This window comes from Thiocystis violacea, from assembly GCF_016583575.1.
Lineage (GTDB): Bacteria > Pseudomonadota > Gammaproteobacteria > Chromatiales > Chromatiaceae > Thiocystis > Thiocystis violacea.
Window position 1 is genome coordinate 40,680 of the sequence record NZ_NRRG01000020.1, and the last position, 24,731, is coordinate 65,410.

The window sequence follows — 24,731 nt, forward strand, 5'->3', positions numbered from 1 at the left end:
CTCACGCCAGCTTGAGCGGCCAGCTAGGCCGGCAGACGTCTGACGGTATTCGGCAGGTGCTCGCGCACGACGTTGGCGAAGGCTTCGAGGGCCTGGCGGCGGGGGAAGCTGCGGCGGAAGACCAGCGAGATCCGCCGGTAAGCCTCCGGTAGCGCGAGCGGACGGGCGACGATGCCGCCGTCGGTCATCCAGCCGCCGCGAATCGCCAGCGCCGGAATCAGGGTGCAGCCAAAGCCGGCGCTGACCAGTTGCAGCAGGGTCTCCAGGCTGGAGGCGCGCAGATCGGCCATCTCGCCTCGGGTGGGGCGTTCCGCGAGGTGGCAGACATCCATGACCTGATGCGTCAGGCAGTGTCCATCCGCCAGCAGGAGCAGGTCGATTTCCTCCAGATCCCGCGCGGTGATCTCGTCCTGCTCGTAGAGCGGATGGTTGACCGGATGCGCGAGCCAGAAGGGCTCGTCGAACAGTGGGAAGGTGTCGAAGTCGGTGTCGTTGACCGAGGTCGCGAGCAGGGCGGCATCGATCTCGTGGCGGGCGAGCCGGCCCAGCAGCGAGCCCGTGATTTCCTCGGAGAGGACCAGCCTGAGTTTGGGGTAGGTCCGCTTGAGCGGCACCAGGATCAGGGGCATGAGGTAGGGGCTGAGCGTCGGGATGGCACCGACGCGCAGCGGTCCGGCGAGCGGATCCTGATGGGCGCGGGCCACCTGCTCGATCGCCTCGGCCTGTTCGAGCGCCAAGCGGGCGTGAGCCAGGATGGCCTCGCCGACCGGGGTGATCTCGACCGAGCGGTTGGTGCGCTCGAAGATGACGACATCCAGCTCGTCCTCCAGCTTCTTGATCTGGCCGCTGAGGGTCGGCTGACTCACGAAGCAACGTTCCGCCGCGCGCCCGAAGTGGCGCGTTTCGGCGACGGCGAGGATATATTTGAGATCACGTAGATTCACCCGCGCATGATAGCGGATATTTCCAGGCACGGGATCCAGGAAATGGCCGTCTGTTTCCCCACGAGGCTTGATTCGCCCTGGCGACTTCCCACTTCACGAAGATAACCCTGCAAAAATTCTGGAGTAAGCCACTGTGAGACAGGACAAGCTGACAGCCAAATTCCAAATGGCCCTGGCCGACGCCCAGAGTCTGGCGCTTGGCCGCGATCATCAATTCATCGAGCCCATGCATCTGATGGTGGCCCTGCTGGATCAGGAAGGCGGCACCATCCGGCATCTGCTCAACCGGGCCGATGTCAATGCCAACAAGCTGCGTTCCACCCTGGGCGAGGCGCTCGACCGTCTGCCGACCGTGCAGGGCGTGGGCGGGGATGTGCATCTCGGCAATGATCTGAACCGCCTCCTCAATCTGACCGACAAGCTCGCCCAGCAGCGCAATGACCAATACATCTCCTCCGAGCTGTTCGTGCTCGCGGCCCTGGAGGACAAGGGTACGCTGGGCAACGCGCTGCGCGAGGCCGGCGCCAGCAAGGGGTCGATCGAGAAGGCGATTCAGACGGTGCGCGGCGGTCAGGCGGTCAATGATCCCAATGCCGAGGAGCAGCGTCAGGCGCTGGAGAAGTACACCATCGATCTGACCGAGCGCGCCGAGCAGGGCAAGCTCGATCCGGTCATCGGGCGCGACGACGAGATCCGCCGCACCATCCAGGTGTTGCAGCGGCGCACCAAGAATAATCCGGTGCTGATCGGCGAGCCGGGCGTGGGCAAGACCGCCATCGTCGAGGGGCTGGCCCAGCGTATCGTCAACGGCGAGGTGCCGGAAGGACTCAAGACCAAGCGTCTGCTCTCGCTCGACATGGCCGCGCTGATCGCCGGCTCTAAGTTCCGGGGTGACTTCGAGGAGCGGCTCAAGGCGGTGCTGAACGACATCGCCCGCCAGGAGGGGCAGGTCATCCTCTTCATCGACGAGCTGCACACCATGGTCGGCGCCGGCAAGGCCGAGGGCTCCATGGACGCGGGCAACATGCTCAAGCCGGCGCTGGCGCGCGGCGAGCTGCATTGCGTCGGCGCCACGACGCTGGATGAGTATCGCAAGTATGTCGAGAAGGACGCCGCCCTGGAGCGCCGCTTCCAGAAGGTGCTGGTCGACGAGCCCAACGTCGAGGACACCATCGCCATCCTGCGCGGGCTGAAAGAGCGCTACGAGGTCCATCACGCGGTCGAGATCACCGACCCGGCGATCGTCGCGGCGGCCGTGCTCTCGCACCGCTATATCGCCGACCGCCAGTTGCCCGACAAGGCGATCGACCTGATCGACGAGGCCGCCTCCCAGATCCGCATGGAGATCGATTCCATGCCGGAGGAGATGGACAAGCTCGACCGCCGTCTGATCCAGCTCAAGATCGAGCGCGAGGCGGTGAAGAAGGAAACCGACGAGGCGTCCCGGAAACGGTTGGCCGACCTTGAGGGTCAGATCGAGCGTCTGGAGCGGGAGTTTTCCGACCTCGACGAGATCTGGAAATCCGAGAAGGCCGCCAGCCAGGGCAACGCGCATATCAAGGAGGCGCTGGATCGGGTGCGGCTGGAGATGGAGACGGCGCGCCGCGCCGGCGACTGGGCGCGGATGTCTGAGCTTCAATACGGGCGCATCCCGGAGCTGGAGAAGCAGTTGGCGGCGGCCGGGGACGTCGTGCCGGGCGAGAAACGGCTGCTGCGCAGCAAGGTCACGGAGGAGGAGGTCGCCGACATCGTCTCCAAATGGACCGGTATCCCGGTCTCGCGGATGCTCGAAGGCGAGCGCGAGAAGCTGCTGCGCATGGAATCCGAGATCGAGCAGCGGGTGGTCGGTCAGAGCGAGGCGGTGCGCGCGGTCAGCGATGCCATCCGCCGCTCGCGTGCCGGGTTGTCCGATCCCTCGCGCCCCATCGGTTCATTCCTGTTCCTCGGACCGACCGGCGTCGGCAAGACCGAGCTGTGCAAGGCGCTCGCCGCCTTCCTCTTCGATACCGAGGAGGCGATGGTGCGTATCGATATGTCCGAGTTCATGGAAAAGCACTCGGTCGCGCGGCTCATCGGCGCGCCGCCCGGCTATGTCGGCTACGAGGAGGGCGGCTATCTGACCGAGGCGATCCGCCGCCGACCCTACAGCCTCATCCTGCTCGACGAGGTGGAGAAGGCGCATCCGGATGTCTTCAACGTATTGCTCCAGGTGCTCGACGACGGCCGGCTCACGGACGGGCAGGGACGTACCGTCGATTTCCGCAACTCGGTCATCGTCATGACCTCGAATCTGGGTTCCAGCATCATCCAGCAGCAGGCGGGCGAGGCGAATTACGCCGCCATGAAGGAATCGGTGATGGAGGAGGTCCGTCACGCCTTCCGGCCCGAGTTCATCAACCGGCTCGACGAGATCGTGGTCTTCCATCCGCTGCAACAGGCGCAGATTCGGGCGATTGCCCGTATCCAGATCACCTATCTGCAACGTCGTCTGGCGGATCGGGATATGCGGCTGGAGATCGACGACAGCGCGCTGGATCATCTGGGCGCGGCCGGTTTCGACCCGGTCTATGGGGCGCGCCCGCTCAAGCGCGCCATCCGCGCTCAGTTGGAGAATCCGCTGGCGCAGGAGATTCTGTCTGGCACGTTCGGACCCGGCGATCTGATCGAGGTGACCATGGGGGACGGGCAGCTGGCCTTCGAGCAAGTGTTAGAAGGCGAATTGGTGGAATGACGACGGTGAACAGGACGCGCAGCGAGCGCACGCCTCAGGCCGGACGGGGCATTCGCCCCGTCCGTAACGTTTGATGACCACCTAGGAGTTCGGCTGTGGTCGATCCGTTCGGAAAGCGTTCAGGACGGGTTGTATACCCCTCAAGTGCCGCTGGGATCGCGATAGCCGTGGGCGATTCGATTGCGCATCCCGCGCATCCCGCGCCACGGCACTTCGGCATGGGCCTGCGCGAACTCGGCGTAGCCGTCCATCACCTTCGTGGCGGCCTCACCGATGATGATGAGGCTCATGATGACGGCCTGCTGGGTGCGCTTGTCCTCAAGGAAGTCGACTTTGGCTAAGCCATCCACGAAGCCGAACGCATCGGTCGCGGCCTGCTGCATGTGGTCGAGGTAATCGGGCAGTCGGTTCTCGCTCATACCGGACGCGCCTCCGCGAGTATCTTAGCCCGGAACTTTGGTGGCAGGTCAGCCGGGGTCAGAAGATCGACGTGGATGCCAAGCAGCATTTCCAGTTCGTCTTGCAAACCGCCCAGGTCGAACAGCGTCGCGCCGGGCAGCGCATCGACCAGCAGATCGAGGTCGCTGCCGTCGCGGTCGGTGCCATGCAGTACCGAACCAAAGACGCGCGGGTTCGCTGCACGGAAGCGGCCTGCCGCTTCGCGCACGACGCTTCGCTTCATGTCGAGCACAACCGACGGTCGCATGGGCATCCTCTCTTCGAAACTCGTCGAGAGGATAGGCCATCGAAAATAGAGTTTCGAGAACCATTTTCGAGGCCAGCGACGTCGGCTCCTGCCGGAGGGCTGCCGCGTCCAGGTGCCAGACCTCCACCCGTCTGTTAGGCTCCCATCTGAACACCAAGCCCAACGGATGCACCATGAGCCAAGCCCTTCAAACCGCCGTCGCGCGTCAACGCATGCTGTTGCGGGGTCGTCTCGCCGGGTTGCTGGAGCGTCTTGTCCTGAGCTGCCGGGCGGTCTGGCCGGAGCGCCAGGCGCTCGAACGCCTGCTGATCGACGCCATGACGGGTCTACCCTCCTGTAAGTATCTCTATGTCCTCGACCGGGAGGCGCGGCAACTCACGGCCAACATTTCACCTCAGGGGTTGCTGCCCGAGCACCTGGGGCGCGATCGCGGCGATCGCCCTTATCTGGCGGAGGCGCTCGCCGGCGAGCGTTTTTCACTCTCGCCCGTTTACATCAGTCGCAACGCCCGTCGTCCGTCCTTGACGGCGGTTCAGCGGATCGAGGACGCCGATGGCCAACTGCTCGGCTTTCTCGGCGCGGATTTCGATTTGCGCGAGCTGCCGGTGACCCGCGAGCTCTACCGGCAGCCCGAACAATGGGTTCAGCTCAAGGGCGATCCGGCGATTCGCGGTGGGCTCTTCGCCCAACAGCGGGTGGAGAGCCTGATGGACAGCCGCATCGACGAGATCCTGGATCTGCTCGTCGAGCTGATCGGCGCCCATGGCGTCTTCCACGGCAAGCTGCATTTCTCCAGCTCGCGTGCCACGATCTGGACACTCGACGACCCCTTGCGCTATCGCATCCTGGACTACGAGGATCTGGCCAATCCCGGAATCTGTCTGGCTTATCCCTGTCGCCCCTATCCGGCGGACGCGGCGATCCCGGAGGCGCGTATCCCCGAGGTCTTGCGAACCCTGCGCGAGCTGCGGTTCATGGACGAGACCATCTATCTGCGCTCCGGCTCGCTCAACATTTTCAATGGCCTGGTCGGGCTGAACTTCTCCTGTGACGGCTCGCATTACATGCGCTGGGACGAGTTGCTCCATAAGAGCCTGGGCTTCTGGCTTGGGACCGGCGAGGCTTGCGCGACGGAGCGATAGGGACGGCGAGTCCGATGAACCGCCGTGCCGCTTTGAGCGGCTCGGGAATTCAAGGCCCCGACCGGAACTGGGGATGGTTACTTGAGAATTGCCGCTGGTCAGTCCTCCCGAGGCCCCGTTACACTGGCGCGTTTTATCAGGCGGGACCAACCATGCTCGACATCAACCCGATCGCTTTCCAAATCGCCGACCTCAAGGGACGCTTGGAATCCCTTAGGGGGTATCTTTGACTATGCGGATCGCAAGGAACGTCTGACCGAAGTCCTGCGCGAACTCGAGGATCCGGCGATCTGGAGCGATCCGGGCCGCGCCCAAGCCTTGGGCCGCGAGCGGGCCGCGCTGGAGGCGATCGTGCTGGGGCTCGACGAACTGACCGCCGCGCTGGCGGATGCCGACGAGTTGCTGGCGCTGGCGGCCGCGGAGTCGGACCAGGAAACCCTGGAATCCCTGACCGCGGATCTGCTTGTCCATGAGGCCCATGTCGCGACGCTGGAGTTTCGCCGCATGTTCTCGGGCGAGATGGACGCCAACAACGCCTTCGTCGATATCCAGGCCGGCTCCGGCGGGACCGAGGCCCAGGATTGGGCGGAGATGCTGCTGCGCATGTATCTGCGCTGGGGCGAGCGTCGCGGCTTCAAGACCGAGCTGATGGAAGTCTCGCCAGGCGAAGTGGCCGGCATCAAGTCGGCGACCATCAAGTTCGAGGGTGACTACGCCTTCGGCTGGCTGCGCACCGAGATCGGCGTGCATCGGCTGGTGCGCAAATCGCCCTTCGATTCGGGCAACCGCCGTCATACCTCCTTCGCCTCGCTGTTCGTCTCGCCCGAGGTCGACGACAGCATTCAGATCGAGATCAATCCGGCGGATCTTCGCATCGACGTCTACCGCGCGAGCGGCGCCGGCGGTCAGCACGTCAACCGGACCGAGTCGGCGGTGCGCATCACCCATCTGCCGACCAACACCGTGACCCAGTGCCAGAACGACCGCTCGCAGCACAAGAACAAGGACCAGGCCATGAAGCAGCTCAAGGCCAAGCTCTATGAACTGGAGATGCAGAAGCGGCGGGCGACCCAGGACGCGCTGGAGGACACCAAGTCCGACATCGGCTGGGGCAGTCAGATCCGCTCCTACGTGCTCGACCAATCGCGGATCAAGGATCTGCGCACCGGCGTCGAGATCGCCAACACCCAATCGGTGCTGGACGGCCATCTCGATCCCTTTATCGAGGCCAGCCTCAAGAGCGGGCTTTAGTCAGCGATCAGCCACCAGCGACCAGCCGCCGGCTTCGATGGTGGTCGTGCCACCCGGAGAACCCCTAGCGGATGAGCGACGAGTCACGAGAGCAAATGGACACCCATACGAAGGTGCCGGTCACCGAGGCGCTTGACGAGAACAAGCTGATCGCGCAACGGCGCGAGAAGCTGGGGCAACTGCGCGAGCAGGGCAACGCCTTTCCGAACGACTTCCGGCGCGACGCCATTGCCGGAGAGATCCTGGCCGAGTACGAGGCGCTCGATGCCGAGGCTTTGGAGTCGCGCGGCCAGCGCGTCAAGGTCGCCGGCCGGCTGATGACCCGACGTGTCATGGGCAGGGCGAGCTTCGCGCACATGCAGGACATGTCCGGCCGCATCCAGCTCTTCGTCCAGCGAGAGTTGGTGGGCGAGGAGACCTATGCCGCCTTCAAGCGCGACCTGGACCTGGGGGACATACTCGGCGCCGAGGGCGTGCTCTTCAAGACCAAGACCGGCGAGCTGTCGATCCGCTGCGACTCGATTCGCTTGCTGACCAAGGCGTTGCGGCCGCTTCCAGAGAAATTCCATGGACTGACGGACATGGAGAGCCGCTATCGCCAGCGCTATCTGGATCTCATCATGAACGCCGGGACGCGCGAGACCTTTCGGGTGCGCACCGCGATGGTCCAGTTTATCCGCGAGTACCTGAACGGCCGGGGCTATCTGGAGGTCGAGACCCCCATGATGCAGGTGATCCCCGGCGGGGCGGTCGCGCGTCCCTTCGTCACCCATCACAATGCCCTGGATATGCAGCTCTTCCTGCGCATCGCGCCCGAGCTGTATCTCAAGCGGCTGGTGGTCGGCGGTCTCGAAAAGGTCTACGAGATCAACCGCAACTTCCGCAACGAGGGGCTTTCGACCCGGCATAACCCCGAGTTCACCATGCTGGAGTTCTACGAAGCCTACGCGGATTATCACGATCTCATGGATCTGACCGAGGACATGCTGCGCCAGATGGCGCGGCGGGTGCTGGGTCGGACCCAGATCGTCTATCAGGGCGAGACCTACGATTTCGGCCAGCCCTTCGCGCGGATGAGCGTGCGCGAGGCGATCCTGCACTTCAATCCCGAACTGTCCGCCGAGGATGTGGACGATCTGGAGCGCGCGCGTCAGGCTGCCGAGCGGATGGGCATCGCGCCCAAGCCGACCTGGGGGCTGGGCAAGCTTCAGATCGAGCTGTTCGAGCGGACGGTCGAGAGCCGCCTCATGCATCCGACCTTCATCACCCAGTATCCCACCGAGGTCTCACCGCTCGCGCGCCGCAACGACGCCGATCCCTTCGTCACCGACCGCTTCGAGCTATTCGTCGGCGGACGCGAGATCGCCAACGGCTTCTCCGAGCTGAACGACGCCGAGGATCAGGCGGAGCGCTTCCGTCAGCAGGTGGCCGAGAAGGAGGCTGGCGATCAGGAGGCGATGTATTACGACGCCGACTACATCCGCGCCCTGGAGCACGGCATGCCGCCCACGGCGGGCGAAGGGATCGGCATCGACCGCCTGGCGATGCTCTTCACCGACTCCGCCTCCATCCGCGACGTGCTGCTCTTCCCGCACATGCGACCCGAGACGGTTGCGTAGGGTGGGTAGAGCGCAGCGAAACCCACCGAATCCCGTGCCGCCCTAGCAGAATCTTGCCATGCAAGATGCCGGTTTGGCGGTGAATGCTGGAGCTGCGGTCGATGGGTTTCACGGCCAATGGGTATCCGTGCCAATCATCAAGGGCATTCCGTGGCCGCTCTACCCATCCTACGGGGCGGGAGCTTCCTCGCGGGGAAATCCATAGGGCGGTTCTTGCAGGCCGAGTACGGGGCCGTTCTCGCCCAGTCTGACCTCTCCGTTCTCGGCGGCCGAGATTTCGGCGACGACCAGTAGGGCCTGGCGGCCGCCCGCGAGCGGGCTGGCGTCGACCACGCGGCCACTGGCCTGCTGCGAGGTGCTGGAGGCGGAGAACAGTTCGTCGCCCGGCTGGGGTGGCGTGTCCGTCTCGACTTCGGCCAGATACATGCGCCGCTTGAGCTTGCCGAGGAACTGCATCCTGGCCACCACCTCCTGACCCGTGTAGCAGCCCTTGTGGAAGCTCACGCCGTCGATCAGATGCATGTTCGTCATCTGGGGGACGAACGCCTCGACCGTTTGGTTGTAGACCGTCGGGAGGCCGGCCTGGATGTCGAGCAGGGTCCAGTCCTGGGCGTTGGCCGGCGCGGCCTGGGTGGCGAGGGCCTCCCAAAGCCGGACCATCGCGGTAACTGGTCCGAGAATCTCGAAACGCGGCGTGGGACCGGGAACGCGGACCAGGAAGACGTCTCCGGCGGCGGCCAGATCGTTGTCGCGCTCGGGGGTCGGTAGCTCCTGCTCGGCGAGCCATTCTGGCGCGCGGTCACCGGCGAGGCCGATGCGAACGAGCTCGTCGCTGGCATCGCTCAAGGTGACCTTGGCGCGCAGGACGAACATGCGAAGACGCTTGATGATGTCGGGCAGGCGCTCGGCCGGGGTCTGGAGATAGATGACGTCTCCCAGCTTCATGACCCGAAAGGCCGCCAGCATTCGCCCCTTCTGGCTGCAATGTCCGCTGAGCTGAGTGTGGGCTTCGGATAGCTCGCGGATATCGTTGGTGAGCTGTCCTTGAAGGAAGCTGGCCGCGTCCTCACCGCGCACGGCGATCAATCCGAGATGGGAGAGATCGAACAGCCGGTTATCGGTGGGCGCCGTCGGTTCCGGAAACCGGACTCGCCCATCGGGGTCGACCCGAGCCGTGCCTGTGGTGAGGAAATCTCGCCATGAATTCGTCATGATATGGACCTCGAAACGGATGGTGCCTGGAACCGGCGTCAGAACGGAACCGCTTGGCGGCGATTCTCGATGAAATCGCTCGGAATCGAAAGCCTGGAAGCGAACCCTGCCGAAGCGGGCGAAGACTGAGGATTCCCGAACGACATTCGCGTATCTTTCCACTTCACCCTTGGAAGTTCCCAAGCCGCGTGGCGCCGGTCCGGCGCTCGTGACAGGAGATGATAGCGTCTTGCCGACACATCAAGTGACACCGCCCCTTGACAGCCTGGTGCTCTACAAGGTCAGGCCCGCCCGCGTCGTTGGCGTCGGCGAGAAGATAGAAATCGAGCTGGATGGTGGCCAGAGCAAGCGCGTTCGGCCGAAGGACATCGAACTGCTCCATCCAGGCCCCTTGCGCCACCTCTCGGAGCTGGCGCCCCAGGAGGGCGCGCCCACCGAGGCGTGGGAACTGCTGGAGGGCAGCGAGACGACCCTGAGGGATCTGGCCGAGCTGGCCTTCAACGACTTCACTCCGGCGACCGCCTGGGCGGCCTGGCAGTTGGTCGCCGAGGGTCTGGCCTTCACCGGCACGCCGGGGGCCATTCAGGCGCGCTGTCGCGAGGTGGTCGAACGCGAGCGGGCCGAGCGTGCCGCCAAGGAGGCCGCCGAGCGCGACTGGCAGTCCTTCCTGGAGCGCATGAAGGCCGCGCGGCCGGCCCCCCACGACAGCCATCGACTCGGCGAGGTCGAGCGTCTGGCCCTCGGCCGGTCCGAGCACAGTCGCGTGCTGGAGGCGCTCGGGCATCAACAGACGCCGGAAAACGCCCAGCGCGCGCTGATCCAGGTCGGCTACTGGCGGCCTCACCATAATCCGCATCCGATCCGATGTGGCGCGCCGGTCGGAGATATCGCGCTACCCGTACCGGATCTACCCGAGGAGGAGCGTCTCGACCTGACGCATCTGCCGGCCTATGCCATCGACGATGAGGGTAATCAGGATCCGGACGATGCCTTGAGTCTGGATGGCGAGCGGCTGTGGGTGCATGTCGCCGACGTCGCCGCGCTGGTGACGCCGGATAGCGAGCTGGAACGCGAAGCGAGGGCGCGCGGGGCGAACCTCTATCTGCCCGAGGGGGTCGTGAACATGCTGCCCTCCGCAGTGACCGAGCGTCTCGGGTTGGGCCTGCATGAGGTGTCTCCCGCCCTGTCGTTCGGCCTGCGTTGTGGCGACGCCGGCGAGATCCTGGATATCGAGGTCCATCGCACCTGGGTCCGTGTCACGCGCCTGAGCTACGAGGCGGTCGAGCAACGGCTGGACGAGGAGCCCTTCGCCGCCTTGCGCGCCATCACCGACCGCTTTCGCGCCCGGCGTTCCGCCTCCGGGGCCAGCCGCCTGGCCCTGCCCGAGGTCAGCGTGCGTGTCGAGGATGGGCAGGTCAGGATCCGGCCGCTGCCACGCCTCGGAAGCCGGGAATTGGTCACGGACGCCATGTTGATGGCGGGCGAGGCGACGGCGCGTTTCTGTCTGGAGCAGGGCCTCCCGATCCCTTTCGCGGTTCAGCCGCCACCCGACAAGACCGAGGAGACCCTGGACCTGGCGGCCATGTATGCCAGGCGCCGCTGCTTCAAGCCGACCAAGCTCTCGCTCGATCCCGATCCACACGCCAGTCTTGGTCTTGAACTCTACACGCGCACGACCAGTCCACTGCGCCGTTACTCGGATCTATTGGTCCATCAGCAGATCCGCGCCTGGCTCAAGGGCGATTCCGCGCTCGACCGGCCGGGGGTCGTGGAGCGTATCGGCGCGGCCGAGGCCGCGTCCGTGGCGGTGCGACGCGGAGAACGACTCTCCAATCAGCATTGGAAGCTGGTGTATCTGAAGAACAATCCGGGCTGGAAGGGGGCCGGCGTGGTGGTGGCCGTGGAAGAGCGCAAGGCCGTTTTGTTGCTGCCGGAACTGGCGCTGGAGACGCGCGTGCGTGTCCGCGAGGAGGTCACGCTCAACCAGCGGCTCGGGATCACCCTGAATGAGGTCGATATCCCAGATCTGAGCGCGAGCTTTCGAATTCTGGGATGAGCGAGCCCCGAGTTTCGGATTCATTGACCTGGGTCAGTGAGGCGGTTCCGGCCGGCCTTTACCCTCATGGCCTTCATGGATGTTCCGAGGGATCCTGGCGGATCAAGCCTGGATTGCTTCGCCTAGCCTCGACGCGGGACTTGGACCGGAGGGGTCCAAGCCCCGCGAGAAGTTCGGGCTTGAGTGGTTGCCGCGTGGCGGTCGTCTCGGCTAGGGGGCTCGTCTCAAGCGCCCCACTTTCGCACGTTACCCGTGTCCAGGTGGACAAAATCCGAACGGCTGTAATAACCCACGCCGCCACGACCGAGAGCCACGGCGGCATTGCCAACGCGTCGTATCGAGGAGCCGGGCAAGCGGATATCGATCGCTTGTCCCCTGAGGTGGAGGCTGTTCCTGGCGACGCCCGAGGAGGTGCGCCTGAGCTTGGTGTTGGTGGCGGGCGAGCGATAGGCGCTGATGACGTTGAACCGTGCGTCCGGTTCGTCTAGCGAGAGCTTGAGGTCGTAGAGCAGATCGAACAGTCTGGGATCCATCGCGGTGGCGTCGCCGGTGCGGAAATCCCTGAAGAATTGGTTGAGTCTTTGAATCGCGGGGCGCTGGTAGACTTCGCCGATCCGGTAAGTGATATCGATCCGATCCTCGGTGTGCATGTGATAGAACGAGAGAACACGCGGACGATCAATGATTCGTCTGGAGAAAATGGAAGAGGCGGCGACGGGTGACGTGGCGGCGGATAGGGCAAGCCCCAGGAAATAACGTCGATTCATGTTCCCCCCGGTACATTTGTGACGTTAGCGATCGTTTGAGGTTTGGATTATAGTTGGCGCCTTAGCGAAAGCAATGAAAATTTGCTTCGAGTCAATTCTAGGACGGGCTTAATCCCAGGGGCAAGGAGAATGTCATAAAGGATTGGATTTCAAGCAAAGTAATAGCGAACTTCATAAATCGGGTGATCGCGCTTTAAGTAACTTTAGGATCAGGGGTTTTTTGTCTTGGCGGACTTGTGGACGGCGGCCGGATGCCTTTTTCATGAACGGCCGGCGCCGGGTTCGCTGCTTCCTCGCTCGAATTGAACTATGATGCTTGCGATCGTCGAATTATTGGGGGGTGATGGATGTACGCAATGCTGAGAACGTCATTGCTGATCGGGGCCGTGGCGGTCGCCGCCTGGGGGTCGGCGCGCGCCGACATCTACAAATACGTCGACGGCTCGGGCAATGTCTACTTCACGGACACGCCGCTGAAGGGGAGCCGTTACCAGTTGGAGTGGCATCGCGAGGCCAGGAAGCTGGTGCGCGAGAGCGACCGGCGCAATATCGCCGCGCGTGGGCGTGTCATCACGGGCAAATCGGTCGCGATGGGCAAATCCCAGGCGCAGCGGCGCTCCACCTACAACGATCTCGTTCACGCCAACGCGCGGCGCTACGGGCTCTCTCCGGCCTTGCTGCACGCCGTGATTCGTGCCGAATCCGCCTATAATCCCTCCGCCGTGTCGCGGGCGGGCGCCCAGGGCCTCATGCAGCTGATGCCCGGAACCGCCGCGCGCTACGGTGTCAAGGACAGCTTCAATCCCGTGGAAAACGTCCGCGGGGGCGCCGCTTACCTGCGTTTCCTGCTGGATATGTTCGATCAGGACGTCAAACTGGCGCTCGCGGGATACAACGCGGGTGAGGGGGCGGTGCTCAAGCACGGTCGCCAGATTCCGCCCTATGCCGAGACCCAGGCTTACGTCCGCAAGGTTCTTCAATACTACTCGGCCGAACGGCCATCCACCCTCGCGATGTCGGTGCGCTGACGCCCGCGCGCGCCCACGCCGCGGCTCAATCCTCTCCGATGACGCGCGTATCGCGTGGCGTGGAGAGGAGTTTTTCCGCTTCTCCCTGCTGTCTCGCGTAGATCAGCCGGTATTCGACTCCATTCTCGCGTGGCTCGTTCTGGCGCCGGGCGCGCACGATCTCGCGCGCTTGCTGATACTGCTCGACGGTGTCGAGGTGTTCGAGCTGGCGTGGGGGCGAAATCTTGTAAACGAAATAGGGCATGTTCTTGGTTCCTTTGGGAATAGGCTCCGACGTGCCGTTGCGCGCCGGACTCGACTCGGGGCGAACGGAACACAGGTCGGCAATTCTAACGCAATCGCCCGCCCGCGAGTCCGATCGCTGTCCGTGCAATATTTTGTTGGATCCATAAGTACATCCTTGTAAAGGTCGGCGGCCAGCGTGTTAAGGTTCCGGCGCGGCGGCATCCATGTCGTTGCGACGACCGTTGACGGTTGAGCCGCGACCGCCATCCCGGTGCGCCTGACTCCGGGATGCGCGGGTCCGTCGATCAACCAAGTCGACCAATGGAGGTTGGGGTGGGCCGCCGCGACGCGGCCACCTCGACTCGAAATCACTTCAAGAATCCGTCTCATCCATTTTGCTCGCTCGGTGCCGGCGGGCTTGCGATGAAGCCGAGAGGAGAGACAGACGATGATCAAACCCGTGGGTTCCGATGTCCTCAAGCCGTTGTTCGTCTACGATCCGGAACAGCACCATGCGCTGATGCGTGAGGCGGAGACCTTGCCCCAGATCCTCATCAGTTCCCAGGCGGCCGGGAACGCGGTCATGATGGGCGGCGGCTATTTCAGTCCGCTCACAGGCTTCATGAATCTGGCTGATGCCCTGAGCGTGGCCGAGACCATGCGCACGACCGATGGGCTGTTCTTCCCGGTGCCGATCCTCTGTCTGCTGGAAGATGTCGAGGCCATCCGGGGGGCCGCGCGCATCGCCTTGCGCGATCCGAACATGGAAGGTCACCCGGTGCTGGCGGTGATGGACGTCGAGGCCATCGAACCGGTCTCGGACGCCCAGATGGCGCTGATGACCGAGAAGGTCTATCGCACCCTGGATCCCGAGCATCCAGGCGTCGCCGCCTTCAATGGTCAGGGGCGGCACGCCGTCTCCGGCCCGATCCAGGTGCTGCATTTTTCCTACTTCCAGGACGATTTTCCGGATACCTTCCGTACCGCCGTGGAGATTCGCAACGAGATCGCGGAACGTGGCTGGAAGCGGATCGTCGCCTTCCAGACCCGCAACCCCATGCATCTGGCCCATGAGGAGTTGTGCCACATGGCCATGGACCGGCTCGATTGCGACGGTCTGGTCATTCACATGCTGCTCGGCAAGCTCAAGGCGGGCGACATCCCGGCGCCGGTGCGCGATGCCTCCATCCGTAAGATGGTGGAGCTCTATTTCGCGCCCAACAGCGCCATGGTGACGGGCTACGGGTTCGACATGCTCTACGCCGGACCGCGCGAGGCGGTGCTCCATGCCTATTTCCGTCAGAACATGGGCGCCACCCATTTCATCATCGGCCGCGATCATGCGGGTGTCGGCGATTACTATGGCGCCTTCGACGCCCAGACCATCTTCGAGGACGAGGTTCCGGAAGGTGCGATGGAGATCGAGATTTTCAAGGCGGATCACACCGCCTACTCGAAAAAGCTCAACCGGGTCGTGATGATGTGCGAGGCGCCGGATCACACCAAGGAGGATTTCGTGCTGCTCTCCGGCACCAAGGTACGCGAACTGCTCGGAAGCGGGATCGCGCCGCCTCCCGAGTTCTCGCGCCCGGAGGTTGCCCGGATCCTCATGGATTACTATCAGTCGTTGGACTAAATGGCCGATTCGTAAGCGATCGATGAGCCGCCAAGGTTGCGAAACCAAGGCGGCTCACACTTTTGGGCTATCTGAGGTTTTTCTTGTATGAAGGCACGGCGGCGTGACGCGCCTTGGAGAAATTCGCGAACTCCATGGTGACGCTGGCGAGTTCGACGCCCGAGAAGTCCGCATTGGTGACATCCGCTCGATGCAGGATGGCGCCGCCGAGGATGGCGTTGGTGAGATCGGCGTCGGTCAGATTGGCGTGACGCAGGTTGGTATCCTGGGCCGAGATGCCGCGCAGCCTGGCGCCGCCGAGGTCCGCTCCTTCCAGATTGGCCAGATTGATGACGGTGAAGCCGTCGGGCGTGGTGCTGGTTAGGTCGGCCCGGCGCAGGCTGGCGCGGACCAGATTGGCGTCGTTGAGATGGCCGTCGCGCAGGTCCGCGCCGTCGAGGTTGGCCTCGCGCAGATTGGCCTTGATGAGGAGCGCCTTAACGGCCGTCACCCGGCACAGATCGCTCCCATGGAAATCCGTGCCGCGCATGTCCGCGTGACTCAGGTTGGCGCCCCGCAGGCGGGCGAAACGGATCTCCGCTCCGCGTAGATCCGCATGGATCAGGCGCGCCTCGGAGAGATTCGCTCCGTTGAGCATGGCCGCGCGCGAGGGGAGTTCCGAGCCGAGCCGGGCGCGCGATAGATCCGCCGAACCGAGGTCGGCATCCTTCAGATGCGCTCCGATCAGGATGGCGTCGACCAGACGCGCGCCCTGGAGGCAGGCGCCAGTGAGGTCGCTGGAGCTCAGGTCGGCCCCGCTCAGATCCGCTCCGCGCAGGTCCGCGCCGTCCAACCGCATGTCCCGCAAATCCGCGCCGACGAGCGAGTCGGCCTCGATGGTTTCCAGAACCTCTCCCGTCTCGCGATGCTTGATCTCGACCATTGAGCCTGTCCTCCGAATCTGGTTCGCTGCTTTATCTTGATCGGCGTACGTCCGGCAAATGTATCATCTAGCCGGGGTCCATTCTCGGTGCCGCGCCACCGGAACCCCGGACAACAAACGACCATTCGGAGGAGTGCCTTGATGAAGATCGAAACCCTGGCCATCCATGCTGGCTTCGAGCCCGATCCCACCACCAAGTCGGTGGCCACGCCCATCTATCAGACCACCAGCTACGCCTTCGACGACACCCAGCACGGCGCCGATCTCTTCGACCTCAAGGTGGCGGGCAACATTTACACCCGCATGATGAATCCGACCAGCGACGTGCTGGAGAAGCGTTCGGCGGCGCTGGAGGGCGGCATCGGCGCCCTGGCGCTGGCCTCGGGGATGGCGGCCGTCACTAACTCGATCTTCACCATCGCCCAGGCCGGCGACAACATCGTCGCGGTCTCGACCCTCTATGGCGGCAGCTACAATCTCTTCGCCCACACACTGCCGCGACTCGGGATCCAGGTGCGCTTCGCCGCGCCCAACGACATCGCGGGCATGGCCGCCCAGATCGACGCCAAGACCAAGGCGGTTTTTTGTGAATCCATCGGCAACCCGGCCGGCAATGTCGCGGACATCCAGGCGATCGCCGACATGGCCCACGCCCATGGCGTGCCGCTGATCGTCGACAACACGGTGCCGACGCCCTATCTGTGCCGCCCCTTCGAGCATGGCGCCGACATCATCGTCCATGCCCTGACCAAGTACATGGGCGGCCATGGAACCTCGATCGGCGGGGTGCTGGTCGACTCGGGCAAGTTCCCCTGGGCCGAGCACGCCGCGCGTTTCCCCATGCTCAACGAGCCGGACATCTCCTACCATGGCGTGGTCTATACCGAGGCGCTGGGCGCCGCCGCTTACATCGCGCGTGCCCGTGTGGTGCCGCTGCGCAACATGGGCGCGGCTATTTCGCCCTTTAACAGCTTCCTGATCCTGCAAGGCATCGAGACGCTGCCGGTGCGCATGGACCGCCACTGCGAGAACGCCATCGCCGTGGCCGAATACCTCAAGGCGCATCCGAAGGTGGAATGGGTGCGCTATGCCGGTCTGCCGGACAGCCCGGACTATCCGCTGATCCAGAAATACATGGACGGCGCCAAGGCGAGTTCCATCCTCTCCTTCGGTATCAAGGGCGGGATTGAGGCCGGCACGCGCTTCATCGACGCCCTCAAGCTCGCGGTGCGGCTGGTCAATATCGGCGACGCCAAGACGCTTGCCTGTCATCCGGCGACTACCACGCACCGCCAGCTCTCCCCGGCGGAACTGGCGCGCGCCGGGGTGTCCGAGGATCTGATCCGGCTGTCGATCGGTATCGAGCACATCGACGACATCATCGCCGATCTGGATCAGGCGCTGGCCGCCGCCGGTTAGCACCGCTTCTGGAAAACTCGATCGCCGCTTCCGTATCGTCGCCAGCGCCATCGGTCTGAATACCAACAAGTAATCGAGATCCGCCCGCCGCTAACCGCCACTTCAGCGGCGAGTGGCGGGCGAGTCTTCAGCCCACCCACACCCGCGCATTGCGGAACAGCCGCATCCAGGGTCCATCCTGACCCCAGTCGTCCGGGCGCCAGGAGTTCTGAACCGCGCGGAAGACCCGTTCCGGATGCGGCATCATGATGGTGACCCGACCGTCGGTCGTCGTGAGACCGGCGATGCCATTGGGCGACCCATTGGGGTTGGCCGGATAGAGATCGGCGACCCGACCGTCATTCTCCAGATAACGCGCGACCACCCAGGGCTCGGCCGCCGCCAGATGCGCCGCGTCGCGGAACTCGGCTCGCCCCTCGCCGTGCGCGACGGCGATCGGCATCCGCGATCCGGCCATATCGGCCAGCACCACCGACGGCGTCCCGGCGACCTCCAGCAGCAGGGTGCGTGCCTCGAACTGCTCGGAGCGGTTGCGCACGAAATGCGGCCAGTGCTCGGAGCCTGGGATCAGCTCGCGCAGATTCGAGAGCATCTGACAGCCGTTGCAGATGCCGAGCGTGAAGGTATCGCCGCGCTCGAAGAACCGCTGGAACTGATCGCGCGCGCGCGGGTTGAAGAGGATGGTCTTAGCCCAGCCCTCGCCGGCGCCCAGCACGTCGCCGTAGGAGAAACCGCCGCAGGCCGCCAGCCCGCGGAAATCGGCGAGATCGACGCGACCGGCGAGCACGTCCGAGAGCGGCACGTCGACGCACTCGAAACCGGCGGTATGAAAGGCGGCGGCCATCTCGATCTGGCCGTTCACGCCCTGATCGCGCAGTATGGCGATCGGCGGACGGGCGCCGCGCTCGATATAGGGCGCGGCGATGTCGTCGTCCGGGTCGAAGGTCAGCACGGCATTCAGACCCGGATCCTCGCCGGCGATGCGCGCATAGGTCTCCTCCGCGCAGGCGGGATGATCGCGCAGCGCCTGCATCCGGAAGCTGGTCTCGGACCAGGCTTGCTGCAAGTCCGCACGGTCGGCCTCGAACAGGGTGCGGCAGCGACGGCAGATGCGGATCTGGTCGCTGTCGTCGAGCATCCCGATGACCGGGCTGAACTCGGCGAGTCCATGGAAATCGAGGATATGCAGCACGTCGTCGGTATCGGTATGGCGCACCTGGATCACCGCGCCCAGTTCCTCGCTGAACAGCGCCGCGAGGTCGTCAGGTCCGATCGCGGCCAGGTCGACATCGACGCCGCAGCGTCCGGCGAAGGCCATCTCGCACAGCGTGGTCAGGAGACCGCCGTCCGAGCGGTCGTGATAGGCGAGGATGAGATCCTCCTCGCGCAACTCCTGGATGGCGGCGAAGAAACGTTTGAGCAGATCCGGCCGGTCCAGATCCGGTGCCTCGTCACCCAGATGGTTGAAAACCTGAGCCAGACAGGAGCCGCCGAGCCGATTCCGGCCGCGCCCGAGATCGATGAGGATGAGATCGGTGTCGCCCTGGTCGGTGCGCAGTCGCGGGGTGAGCGTGCGGCGCACGTCGGACACTGGCGCGAAGGCCGAGACGATCAGCGACAGGGGGGCGGTCATCTCGCGGCGCTCGCCCTCGCCGGTTTGCCAGACCGTCTTCATGCTCATGGAGTCCTTGCCGACCGGGATGGCGATTCCCAGCTCGGCGCACAATTCCATCCCGACGGCATGCACCGTCGCGTAGAGACGCGCGTCCTCGCCGGGATGGCCTGCGGCGGCCATCCAGTTGGCCGAAAGCCGGATGTCGCCCAGATGATCGATGCAGGCGGCGGCGATATTGGTCACCGCCTCGCCCACCGCCATCCGACCGGAGGCTGGCGCGTTCAGCAGCGCCAGCGGCGAGCGTTCGCCGATCGCCATGGCCTCGCCCCGATAGCCGCGAAAATCGCTCATGGTCACGGCGCAGTCGGCGACCGGAACCTGCCAGGGGCCGACCATCTGATCGCGCGCCACCAGGCCGGTGATGCTGCGATCGCCGATGGTGATGAGGAAACTCTTGTCCGCGACCGTGGGCAGGCGCAGCACACGGAAGATGGCCTCGCCGAGATCCAGCGTCCCGGTCTCGAAGGCGGTGCCCGGCGACGGCAGGCGTGACACCTCGCGGCGCATCCGCGGCGGTTTGCCGAGCAGCAGCGAGAGCGGCATGTCGATCGGACGGTCGCCGAACTGGCGGTCTTCGAGCGCGAGATGTTCCTCCTCGGTCGCCGCGCCGACGATGGCGTAGGGACAGCGCTCGCGCTCGCAGATCGCCTTGAACTCTTCCAGCCGCTCCGCCGCGACGGCCAGGACGTAGCGCTCCTGGGCCTCGTTGCACCAGATCTCCATCGGCGACATGCCGGGGTCGTCGTTGGCGATCGCCCGAAGTTCGAAGCGTCCGCCACGTCCGCCGTCATGGACCAGCTCCGGCAGGGCGTTGGAGAGTCCGCCGGCACCAACGTCATGGATGAAGAGGATGGGGTTATTCGTGCCGCGCGCCCAGCAGCGGTCGATGACCTCCTGACAGCGGCGTTGCATCTCGGGATTGGCGCGCTGCACCGAGGCGAAATCCAGATCCTCCGCCGAGGTTCCCGAGGTCATGCTGGAGGCCGCCCCGCCGCCGAGCCCGATCAGCATCGCCGGTCCGCCTAGCACGATCAGCGGTGTCCCCGCCGGAAAGGGTTGCTTGGCGACATGCTCCTCGCGGATGTTGCCGAGACCGCCGGCCAGCATGATCGGCTTGTGATAGCCACGCAGCTCCTCGGTCCCGTCCGGGCCAGGGATCGTCTGTTCGTAGGCGCGGAAATAGCCTGTCAGATTGGGTCGGCCGAACTCGTTGTTGAAGGCGGCGGCGCCGATCGGTCCTTCGAGCATGATGTCCAGGGCCGAGACGATCCGCTCCGGTTTGCCATGGTCCACTTCCCAAGGCTGTTCGAAGCCTGGAATCCGCAGATTCGAGACCGAGAAGCCGCAGAGCCCGGCCTTGGGCTTGGCGCCCTGTCCGGTCGCGCCCTCGTCACGGATCTCGCCGCCCGAGCCGGTCGCCGCGCCCGGATCGGGCGCGATGGCGGTCGGATGGTTGTGCGTCTCCACCTTCATCAGGAGATGAATGGCCTCCTCCGACTCGCAGTAGATGCGGGTCTGGGGGCAGGGCATGAAGCGTCGCCCCTCCCAACCCTCGACCACGGCGGCATTGTCGTGATAGGCGGAGAGCACGCCCGCGGGAGACCGATCGGTGGTGTGTCGGATCATGGCGAACAGCGAGCGTGGCTGGGGTTCGCCGTCGATCACCCAATCGGCGTTGAAGATCTTGTGCCGACAGTGCTCGGAGTTGGCCTGGGCGAACATCATGAGTTCGACATCGGTCGGATCGCGACCCAGGGCCAGGAAGTTCTCGGCCAGATAGGCGATCTCGTCGTCCGAGAGCGCCAGACCCAATTCGCCATTGGCGCGCTCCAGGGCCGGACGGCCAGCGCCGAGCAGATCCACCCGCCGCGAGGGCCGCGGCTCCGCCGCCTCGAACAGACGGCCCGCCGCCTCCAGGTCGAACAGCGTCACCTGGGTCATGCGGTCATGCAGAATGGCGGCCGCCGCCTCCAGTGGCGCCCCTTCGATCCGCTCCGCCTCCGCCGTCGTCAGGTAATAGGCGAGGCCGCGTTCCAGCCGCCGGACCAGGGTGAGACCGCAATTGCGCGCGATGTCGGTGGCCTTGGACGACCAGGGCGAGATGGTCCCCGGCCGGGGCACGACCAGCACCAGCGTTCCCTCTGGCTCATGCGTCGGGAGACTGGGGCCATAGCGCAGCAGACGCTCCAGGATGGCGCGCTCCTCCGCGCTCGGCGCTCCGCTCAACTGGGCGAAATGGACATACTCGGCATAGGGCCGGATCGGCATCCCAGTCCGATCGCGGAGTCGCTCGGCCAGCTTTTGGAGACGGAAATCGGAAATGGCGGGCGCGCCGCGTAGGACCAGCATGGGCGGTTGCTCTGGAGGCTTGGGGGATGGCGACATGATACTCGGGCGCGCCGCGTGGGGGCAGTCGCCATTGCGCGATCCGCGCGTGTCGCTCGAAGCGCGCCAGCCGGATCGACCCGAGGGCCGGCTAGGAGCGCCGTTGGCGAAAGGTCCAGGGTGTCTGGTGCTCGCCCCGGCGGCTCCAGATGCCGCGTTTGGCGCCGCGCGCCTCGCGCTGGGCGCGGGAATAGCGCGAGTCGTCGCAGTAACGCTCGTAGACCGCCGCCTGTCCGGCCCGGACCTGCTCCAGATTCAGCAGACGCGGCTCCGGGTCGAGCGTGTAAACCTCACCGACCGTGCGTCCGTAGCGGTCGCGATCGATCGTCACCAGCCGCAGTTCGCGCGGCGCCATGTCGCGCAGATGCGCGCGCGAGCGATCGCCCCAGGGGCGTTGGTTCTTCTCGGGCGCGTCGATGCAATAGAGTCGCACCTCCACCGGCTTACCCTGGCAGACCAAGCGCAGCGAATCCCCATCCAGCACCTTTTCCAGTCGGCAGGAGCGTCCGCCCGCGCCGAGCGACCAGCCGGCCGGGATCAAGCCGCCACCCCACCGATCGATTCCCCAGGCCGTCAGGAGGATCAGGGTAATCGCTCCCGAGCCGATCGATGAGCGGAATAGGTTACGCAAGCCGAGTGTCCTCCGGAGGGAAAGGCCCGAGCCGGGCGAGGTCGCCGCGGCCATTGTTCTTGCCTCGTCGCCTAGTCCCCGTGGGCGGCGATCCACAAGCGGAGTCGCAGACCCCACTCGGTGCCGACGCCGACGGAGGCCTGGCGGATCCGTCCGGCGGCGTCGACCACGAAAGTAGTCGGAACCCCGCTCACACCCCATCGATGCGCAAGCTGTCCGTCGGGGTCCGGGATGACCGGAAAATCGTGCCCTAAGTCCCGCATCAAGCGTCGGAGTTCTTCATGGGTGCCGGATTGTAGCGCCACGGTGACGACCGGGTGGTCCTTGGCGATCGCGGCGATGGCGCCGTCCATCACCCCGCAGATGGGGCACCAACTGGCCCAGAAGTGGACCAGCAGGGGTCGGCCCCGAAGGTCGGTCAAGTCTAACGCGCGTCCATCGAGAGTGACGCCGGCCAGTGGCGGTGCCTCGCCACTGGCCAGTGGTCTGGCTTTCCACCATTGGATGGCCGAGAAAACCAATAGGATCAGGACGATGTTGATCAGCCAACCCCGGAGCCGTTTGGTTCGGCGGGGTGGTGATGGGGAGTGGTCAGGAGACATTCAGGGGTTCCCGGAAGAGGCGTCGCCGGATCGGGCGATCGCGTATTGAACCAGGATGCATCCCTGATCTCCAACACCAAGTCGCGTTCTCGATGGGAGGCGAGGAGCCCGCGTAGCCCGCGTAGGGCGGAACGCGATAGCGGTTCCGCCTTCTTGCGATGAGGTTGCGATGGCGGATCGCCCTACGGCGCTGGGTTTGCAAGCCCGCGACCGGTACGCTCCGCCGGCAAACAAAAAAGATCAGCGAAAAGATCTTGACAGCAAAAAAGATCGAAAATAAAATCTAAATCTCAAAAAGATTGCTGTGGCAATCTTTTTGCGTGGAGATTGCCTAAAGCATCTTTTGTGAATCCTGCCAATCACCTTAGCTGAGACAAAACGATGAAAAAACGAATCGAAAGTGTTGCATCCACCCTCTACTTCCAAGTTTATGAGGAAACATTTGGTGGAAAATCTCGCGGCAAATTCAGAGTAGATCGAGAAGATCTTAAGTCACTCCTCGGCGTTCGTCGCTTGCATGCTATTACTATCCAAAAACTCGCAGATGCTTGCCTTCGCCTTGGCCTAGTCATGATCGACTTGGACACATATTTTGCCTTTGCAGAAACACAATTCGTAGAAAACTGGCGTAAGCTTCCAGAACGTATATGCCAGAATTACCTAGAAAATCTAGAAGAAGACGCGGACGTGGACGCGGACGACGACGATGACAACGACGAGGATGATGAGGATATCTAGCCTTTAACCCTAGATCAACAGCGAGTTGGAGCGGCCAAACCAGGCGTCTGGCTTCACGATCGACCGGGATGAGCGGTGACCATGCCTGTTCCACTCGATGATCTGATGCGGGCCATCAGCCTTGGGGCGGTGGCGATGATGGCCGCCGCTGGGGTGCTGGAAGCCGGGCGCAAGCGCTTCGATCTGTTCGGGATGGTCGTGGTGGCGTTGGCCGCGGCGCTCGGGGGCGGTTCGCTGCGCGATCTGCTGCTCGATCGGCCGGTGTTCTGGGTGGTCGATCAGACTTACCTGATCGCGGCGCTGGCGGCGGCGCTGCTGACGTTCTTCCTGGCGCGGGTATTCGTGCTGCCGGCGCGGCTCTTTCTGATTCCGGATGCCGCCGGCCTGGCGCTCTTCACCATCACCGGCACCAAGGCGGCCTTGGTCTGGGGCGCGCCCTGGCTGGTCGCGAGTTTCATGGGCGTCATTACCGGCGTCGTGGGCGGCATTCTGCGCGATGTGCTCTGCAATGAGGAACCGCTGGTGTTTCAGGGTCCGCTCTATGCCACCGCCGCCTGGGGCGGGTCGCTCGCTTTCCTGGGGCTCGTGGCCTGGGACATCCAGGTCGGTGTGGCGGCGGTGGCGGCTGGCGTTCTGATCTTTCTGCTGCGGGTGGTCGCGATCCGTTGGGATATCGGTCTACCGCGCTTCACGTCCCGGCCTTAAGGGGCTCGCAAGGCCGCGATCGGGTCGGGCTGGCGGGATTGCGCCCGTCAGCCCGACCCGATCATCGCTTAGCTCCGACGCTCCAGCGTCGCGACACGCACCGCTGTAGCCGCGCCGCAGCATTCCCATGCCAGCGCGCGCCGGCATCATTTGGTCAGAATCAGCTTGTTGTTGCGTGTCATGCGCAGGTAGTAGCTACAGCCCGCATGCTCGATCATGAGCAGATTCTGTCCGCCCAGGAGGCTGTTACTGTCGACCCGGCGCGGCTGGGGATACGCATGGCGGTCTCGCGCCGTGGGCTGGAAGGGGCTCTCGGACGAAGAAGCGGATGGCATGG

The 24,731-nt window shown here is 64.5% G+C and carries 20 protein-coding genes and 1 pseudogene; 10 read left to right on the forward strand and 11 right to left on the reverse strand.

Annotated elements, in window-relative coordinates:
- Positions 1–23: 23 nt before the first annotated feature.
- On the reverse strand, positions 24–944 hold the full coding sequence (locus CKO27_RS24545) for a LysR substrate-binding domain-containing protein (protein ID WP_338116000.1): 921 nt from the start codon (positions 942–944) through the stop codon (positions 24–26).
- Positions 945–1,077: 133 nt separating this feature from the next.
- Here CKO27_RS24545 and clpB point away from each other — a divergent pair, with 133 nt between their 5' ends.
- The gene (gene clpB, locus CKO27_RS11460; protein WP_200375025.1) at positions 1,078–3,675 is read left to right on the forward strand and encodes an ATP-dependent chaperone ClpB; all 2,598 of its coding nucleotides are present in this window, start codon (positions 1,078–1,080) and stop codon (positions 3,673–3,675) included.
- 155 nt (positions 3,676–3,830) lie between these two features.
- On the opposite strand, the pseudogene CKO27_RS11465 reads toward clpB, so the two are convergent.
- Both CKO27_RS11465 and CKO27_RS11470 read right to left on the reverse strand, forming a co-directional pair.
- A pseudogene (locus tag CKO27_RS11465) lies at positions 3,831–4,094 on the reverse strand (HepT-like ribonuclease domain-containing protein); the annotation flags it as partial.
- Positions 4,091–4,381, reverse strand: a complete 291-nt coding sequence (locus tag CKO27_RS11470; RefSeq protein WP_200375027.1) for a nucleotidyltransferase family protein — start codon at positions 4,379–4,381, stop codon at positions 4,091–4,093. The pseudogene CKO27_RS11465 and the gene CKO27_RS11470, both read right to left, overlap by 4 nt.
- A gap of 173 nt (positions 4,382–4,554) precedes the next feature.
- Here CKO27_RS11470 and CKO27_RS11475 point away from each other — a divergent pair, with 173 nt between their 5' ends.
- The 3 genes from CKO27_RS11475 (at position 4,555) to lysS (ending at position 8,393) form a co-directional block, all read left to right on the forward strand.
- Entirely contained in the window at positions 4,555–5,523 is a 969-nt protein-coding gene (locus CKO27_RS11475) for a PDC sensor domain-containing protein (protein ID WP_200375028.1), read from the forward strand.
- A gap of 152 nt (positions 5,524–5,675) precedes the next feature.
- Positions 5,676–6,774, forward strand: a protein-coding gene (gene prfB, locus CKO27_RS11480) for a peptide chain release factor 2 (protein ID WP_200375029.1) whose coding sequence is annotated in 2 segments (ribosomal slippage) — positions 5,676–5,750 and positions 5,752–6,774 — 1,098 coding nt in all. Because the reading frame shifts where the segments join, the coding sequence is not laid out codon by codon here.
- Between the two features lie 95 nt (positions 6,775–6,869).
- Entirely contained in the window at positions 6,870–8,393 is a 1,524-nt protein-coding gene (gene lysS / locus CKO27_RS11485; RefSeq protein ID WP_200375030.1) for a lysine--tRNA ligase, read from the forward strand.
- A 168-nt stretch (positions 8,394–8,561) separates the two neighbouring features.
- On the opposite strand, the gene ygfZ is transcribed toward lysS, so the two are convergent.
- The gene (ygfZ, locus tag CKO27_RS11490) at positions 8,562–9,605 is read right to left on the reverse strand and encodes a CAF17-like 4Fe-4S cluster assembly/insertion protein YgfZ (protein WP_200375031.1); all 1,044 of its coding nucleotides are present in this window, start codon (positions 9,603–9,605) and stop codon (positions 8,562–8,564) included.
- A gap of 229 nt (positions 9,606–9,834) precedes the next feature.
- On the opposite strand from ygfZ, the gene CKO27_RS11495 reads away from it, so the two are divergent.
- On the forward strand, positions 9,835–11,661 hold the full coding sequence (locus CKO27_RS11495) for a ribonuclease catalytic domain-containing protein (protein WP_200375032.1): 1,827 nt from the start codon (positions 9,835–9,837) through the stop codon (positions 11,659–11,661).
- A 224-nt stretch (positions 11,662–11,885) separates the two neighbouring features.
- Here the strand turns inward: CKO27_RS11495 and mepK are convergent, their stop codons facing one another.
- On the reverse strand, positions 11,886–12,428 hold the full coding sequence (mepK, locus tag CKO27_RS11500; RefSeq protein ID WP_200375033.1) for a peptidoglycan L,D-endopeptidase MepK: 543 nt from the start codon (positions 12,426–12,428) through the stop codon (positions 11,886–11,888).
- Between the two features lie 347 nt (positions 12,429–12,775).
- Between mepK and CKO27_RS11505 the strand changes: the two genes are divergently transcribed.
- A complete protein-coding gene (locus CKO27_RS11505) occupies positions 12,776–13,456 on the forward strand; it encodes a lytic transglycosylase domain-containing protein (protein ID WP_200375034.1) in 681 nt (226 codons plus the stop codon).
- A 25-nt stretch (positions 13,457–13,481) separates the two neighbouring features.
- Here CKO27_RS11505 and CKO27_RS11510 read toward each other — a convergent pair whose 3' ends face one another.
- Positions 13,482–13,700 carry a hypothetical protein gene (locus CKO27_RS11510; protein ID WP_200375035.1) on the reverse strand — a complete coding sequence of 73 codons (219 nt, stop codon included), beginning with the start codon at positions 13,698–13,700 and terminating at the stop codon, positions 13,482–13,484.
- A 429-nt stretch (positions 13,701–14,129) separates the two neighbouring features.
- Here CKO27_RS11510 and sat point away from each other — a divergent pair, with 429 nt between their 5' ends.
- Positions 14,130–15,317 carry a sulfate adenylyltransferase gene (gene sat, locus CKO27_RS11515; RefSeq protein ID WP_200375036.1) on the forward strand — a complete coding sequence of 396 codons (1,188 nt, stop codon included), beginning with the start codon at positions 14,130–14,132 and terminating at the stop codon, positions 15,315–15,317.
- A gap of 67 nt (positions 15,318–15,384) precedes the next feature.
- On the opposite strand, the gene CKO27_RS11520 is transcribed toward sat, so the two are convergent.
- Entirely contained in the window at positions 15,385–16,239 is an 855-nt protein-coding gene (locus CKO27_RS11520) for a pentapeptide repeat-containing protein (protein ID WP_200375037.1), read from the reverse strand.
- A 141-nt stretch (positions 16,240–16,380) separates the two neighbouring features.
- Between CKO27_RS11520 and CKO27_RS11525 the strand changes: the two genes are divergently transcribed.
- Positions 16,381–17,658 carry a bifunctional O-acetylhomoserine aminocarboxypropyltransferase/cysteine synthase gene (locus tag CKO27_RS11525; protein WP_200375038.1) on the forward strand — a complete coding sequence of 426 codons (1,278 nt, stop codon included), beginning with the start codon at positions 16,381–16,383 and terminating at the stop codon, positions 17,656–17,658.
- A 127-nt stretch (positions 17,659–17,785) separates the two neighbouring features.
- Here CKO27_RS11525 and purL read toward each other — a convergent pair whose 3' ends face one another.
- The 3 genes from purL to CKO27_RS11540 form a co-directional block, all read right to left on the reverse strand.
- Positions 17,786–21,682, reverse strand: a complete 3,897-nt coding sequence (gene purL, locus CKO27_RS11530; RefSeq protein WP_200375039.1) for a phosphoribosylformylglycinamidine synthase — start codon at positions 21,680–21,682, stop codon at positions 17,786–17,788.
- Between the two features lie 127 nt (positions 21,683–21,809).
- Positions 21,810–22,349 carry a thermonuclease family protein gene (locus tag CKO27_RS11535; protein ID WP_242470863.1) on the reverse strand — a complete coding sequence of 180 codons (540 nt, stop codon included), beginning with the start codon at positions 22,347–22,349 and terminating at the stop codon, positions 21,810–21,812.
- A 71-nt stretch (positions 22,350–22,420) separates the two neighbouring features.
- The gene (locus CKO27_RS11540; RefSeq protein WP_200375041.1) at positions 22,421–22,951 is read right to left on the reverse strand and encodes a protein disulfide oxidoreductase; all 531 of its coding nucleotides are present in this window, start codon (positions 22,949–22,951) and stop codon (positions 22,421–22,423) included.
- Positions 22,952–23,332: 381 nt separating this feature from the next.
- On the opposite strand from CKO27_RS11540, the gene CKO27_RS11545 reads away from it, so the two are divergent.
- Positions 23,333–23,689: a hypothetical protein gene (locus CKO27_RS11545; protein WP_200375042.1), complete on the forward strand. Its 357-nt coding sequence runs from the start codon at positions 23,333–23,335 to the stop codon at positions 23,687–23,689.
- 81 nt (positions 23,690–23,770) lie between these two features.
- Complete coding sequence (locus CKO27_RS11550; protein ID WP_200375043.1) at positions 23,771–24,394, forward strand: trimeric intracellular cation channel family protein; 624 nt, start codon at positions 23,771–23,773, stop codon at positions 24,392–24,394.
- A 146-nt stretch (positions 24,395–24,540) separates the two neighbouring features.
- Here CKO27_RS11550 and hemP read toward each other — a convergent pair whose 3' ends face one another.
- Positions 24,541–24,729, reverse strand: coding sequence for a hemin uptake protein HemP (hemP, locus tag CKO27_RS11555; RefSeq protein WP_200375044.1), 189 nt, complete (start codon positions 24,727–24,729; stop codon positions 24,541–24,543).
- Positions 24,730–24,731 lie beyond the last annotated feature (2 nt).

What these genes read in the sequence shown, in the direction of transcription:
- CKO27_RS11470 (WP_200375027.1), bottom strand. Translation starts at nt 4,381, where the DNA reads ATGCGACCGTCGGTTGTGCTCGACATGAAGCGAAGCGTCGTGCGCGAA.
- CKO27_RS11475 (WP_200375028.1), top strand. Translation starts at nt 4,555, where the DNA reads ATGAGCCAAGCCCTTCAAACCGCCGTCGCGCGTCAACGCATGCTGTTG.
- lysS (WP_200375030.1), top strand. Translation starts at nt 6,870, where the DNA reads ATGGACACCCATACGAAGGTGCCGGTCACCGAGGCGCTTGACGAGAAC.
- ygfZ (WP_200375031.1), bottom strand. Translation starts at nt 9,605, where the DNA reads ATGACGAATTCATGGCGAGATTTCCTCACCACAGGCACGGCTCGGGTC.
- mepK (WP_200375033.1), bottom strand. Translation starts at nt 12,428, where the DNA reads ATGAATCGACGTTATTTCCTGGGGCTTGCCCTATCCGCCGCCACGTCA.
- CKO27_RS11505 (WP_200375034.1), top strand. Translation starts at nt 12,776, where the DNA reads ATGTACGCAATGCTGAGAACGTCATTGCTGATCGGGGCCGTGGCGGTC.
- CKO27_RS11510 (WP_200375035.1), bottom strand. Translation starts at nt 13,700, where the DNA reads ATGCCCTATTTCGTTTACAAGATTTCGCCCCCACGCCAGCTCGAACAC.
- sat (WP_200375036.1), top strand. Translation starts at nt 14,130, where the DNA reads ATGATCAAACCCGTGGGTTCCGATGTCCTCAAGCCGTTGTTCGTCTAC.
- CKO27_RS11520 (WP_200375037.1), bottom strand. Translation starts at nt 16,239, where the DNA reads ATGGTCGAGATCAAGCATCGCGAGACGGGAGAGGTTCTGGAAACCATC.
- CKO27_RS11525 (WP_200375038.1), top strand. Translation starts at nt 16,381, where the DNA reads ATGAAGATCGAAACCCTGGCCATCCATGCTGGCTTCGAGCCCGATCCC.
- purL (WP_200375039.1), bottom strand. Translation starts at nt 21,682, where the DNA reads ATGCTGGTCCTACGCGGCGCGCCCGCCATTTCCGATTTCCGTCTCCAA.
- CKO27_RS11540 (WP_200375041.1), bottom strand. Translation starts at nt 22,951, where the DNA reads ATGTCTCCTGACCACTCCCCATCACCACCCCGCCGAACCAAACGGCTC.
- CKO27_RS11545 (WP_200375042.1), top strand. Translation starts at nt 23,333, where the DNA reads ATGAAAAAACGAATCGAAAGTGTTGCATCCACCCTCTACTTCCAAGTT.
- CKO27_RS11550 (WP_200375043.1), top strand. Translation starts at nt 23,771, where the DNA reads ATGCCTGTTCCACTCGATGATCTGATGCGGGCCATCAGCCTTGGGGCG.
- hemP (WP_200375044.1), bottom strand. Translation starts at nt 24,729, where the DNA reads ATGCCATCCGCTTCTTCGTCCGAGAGCCCCTTCCAGCCCACGGCGCGA.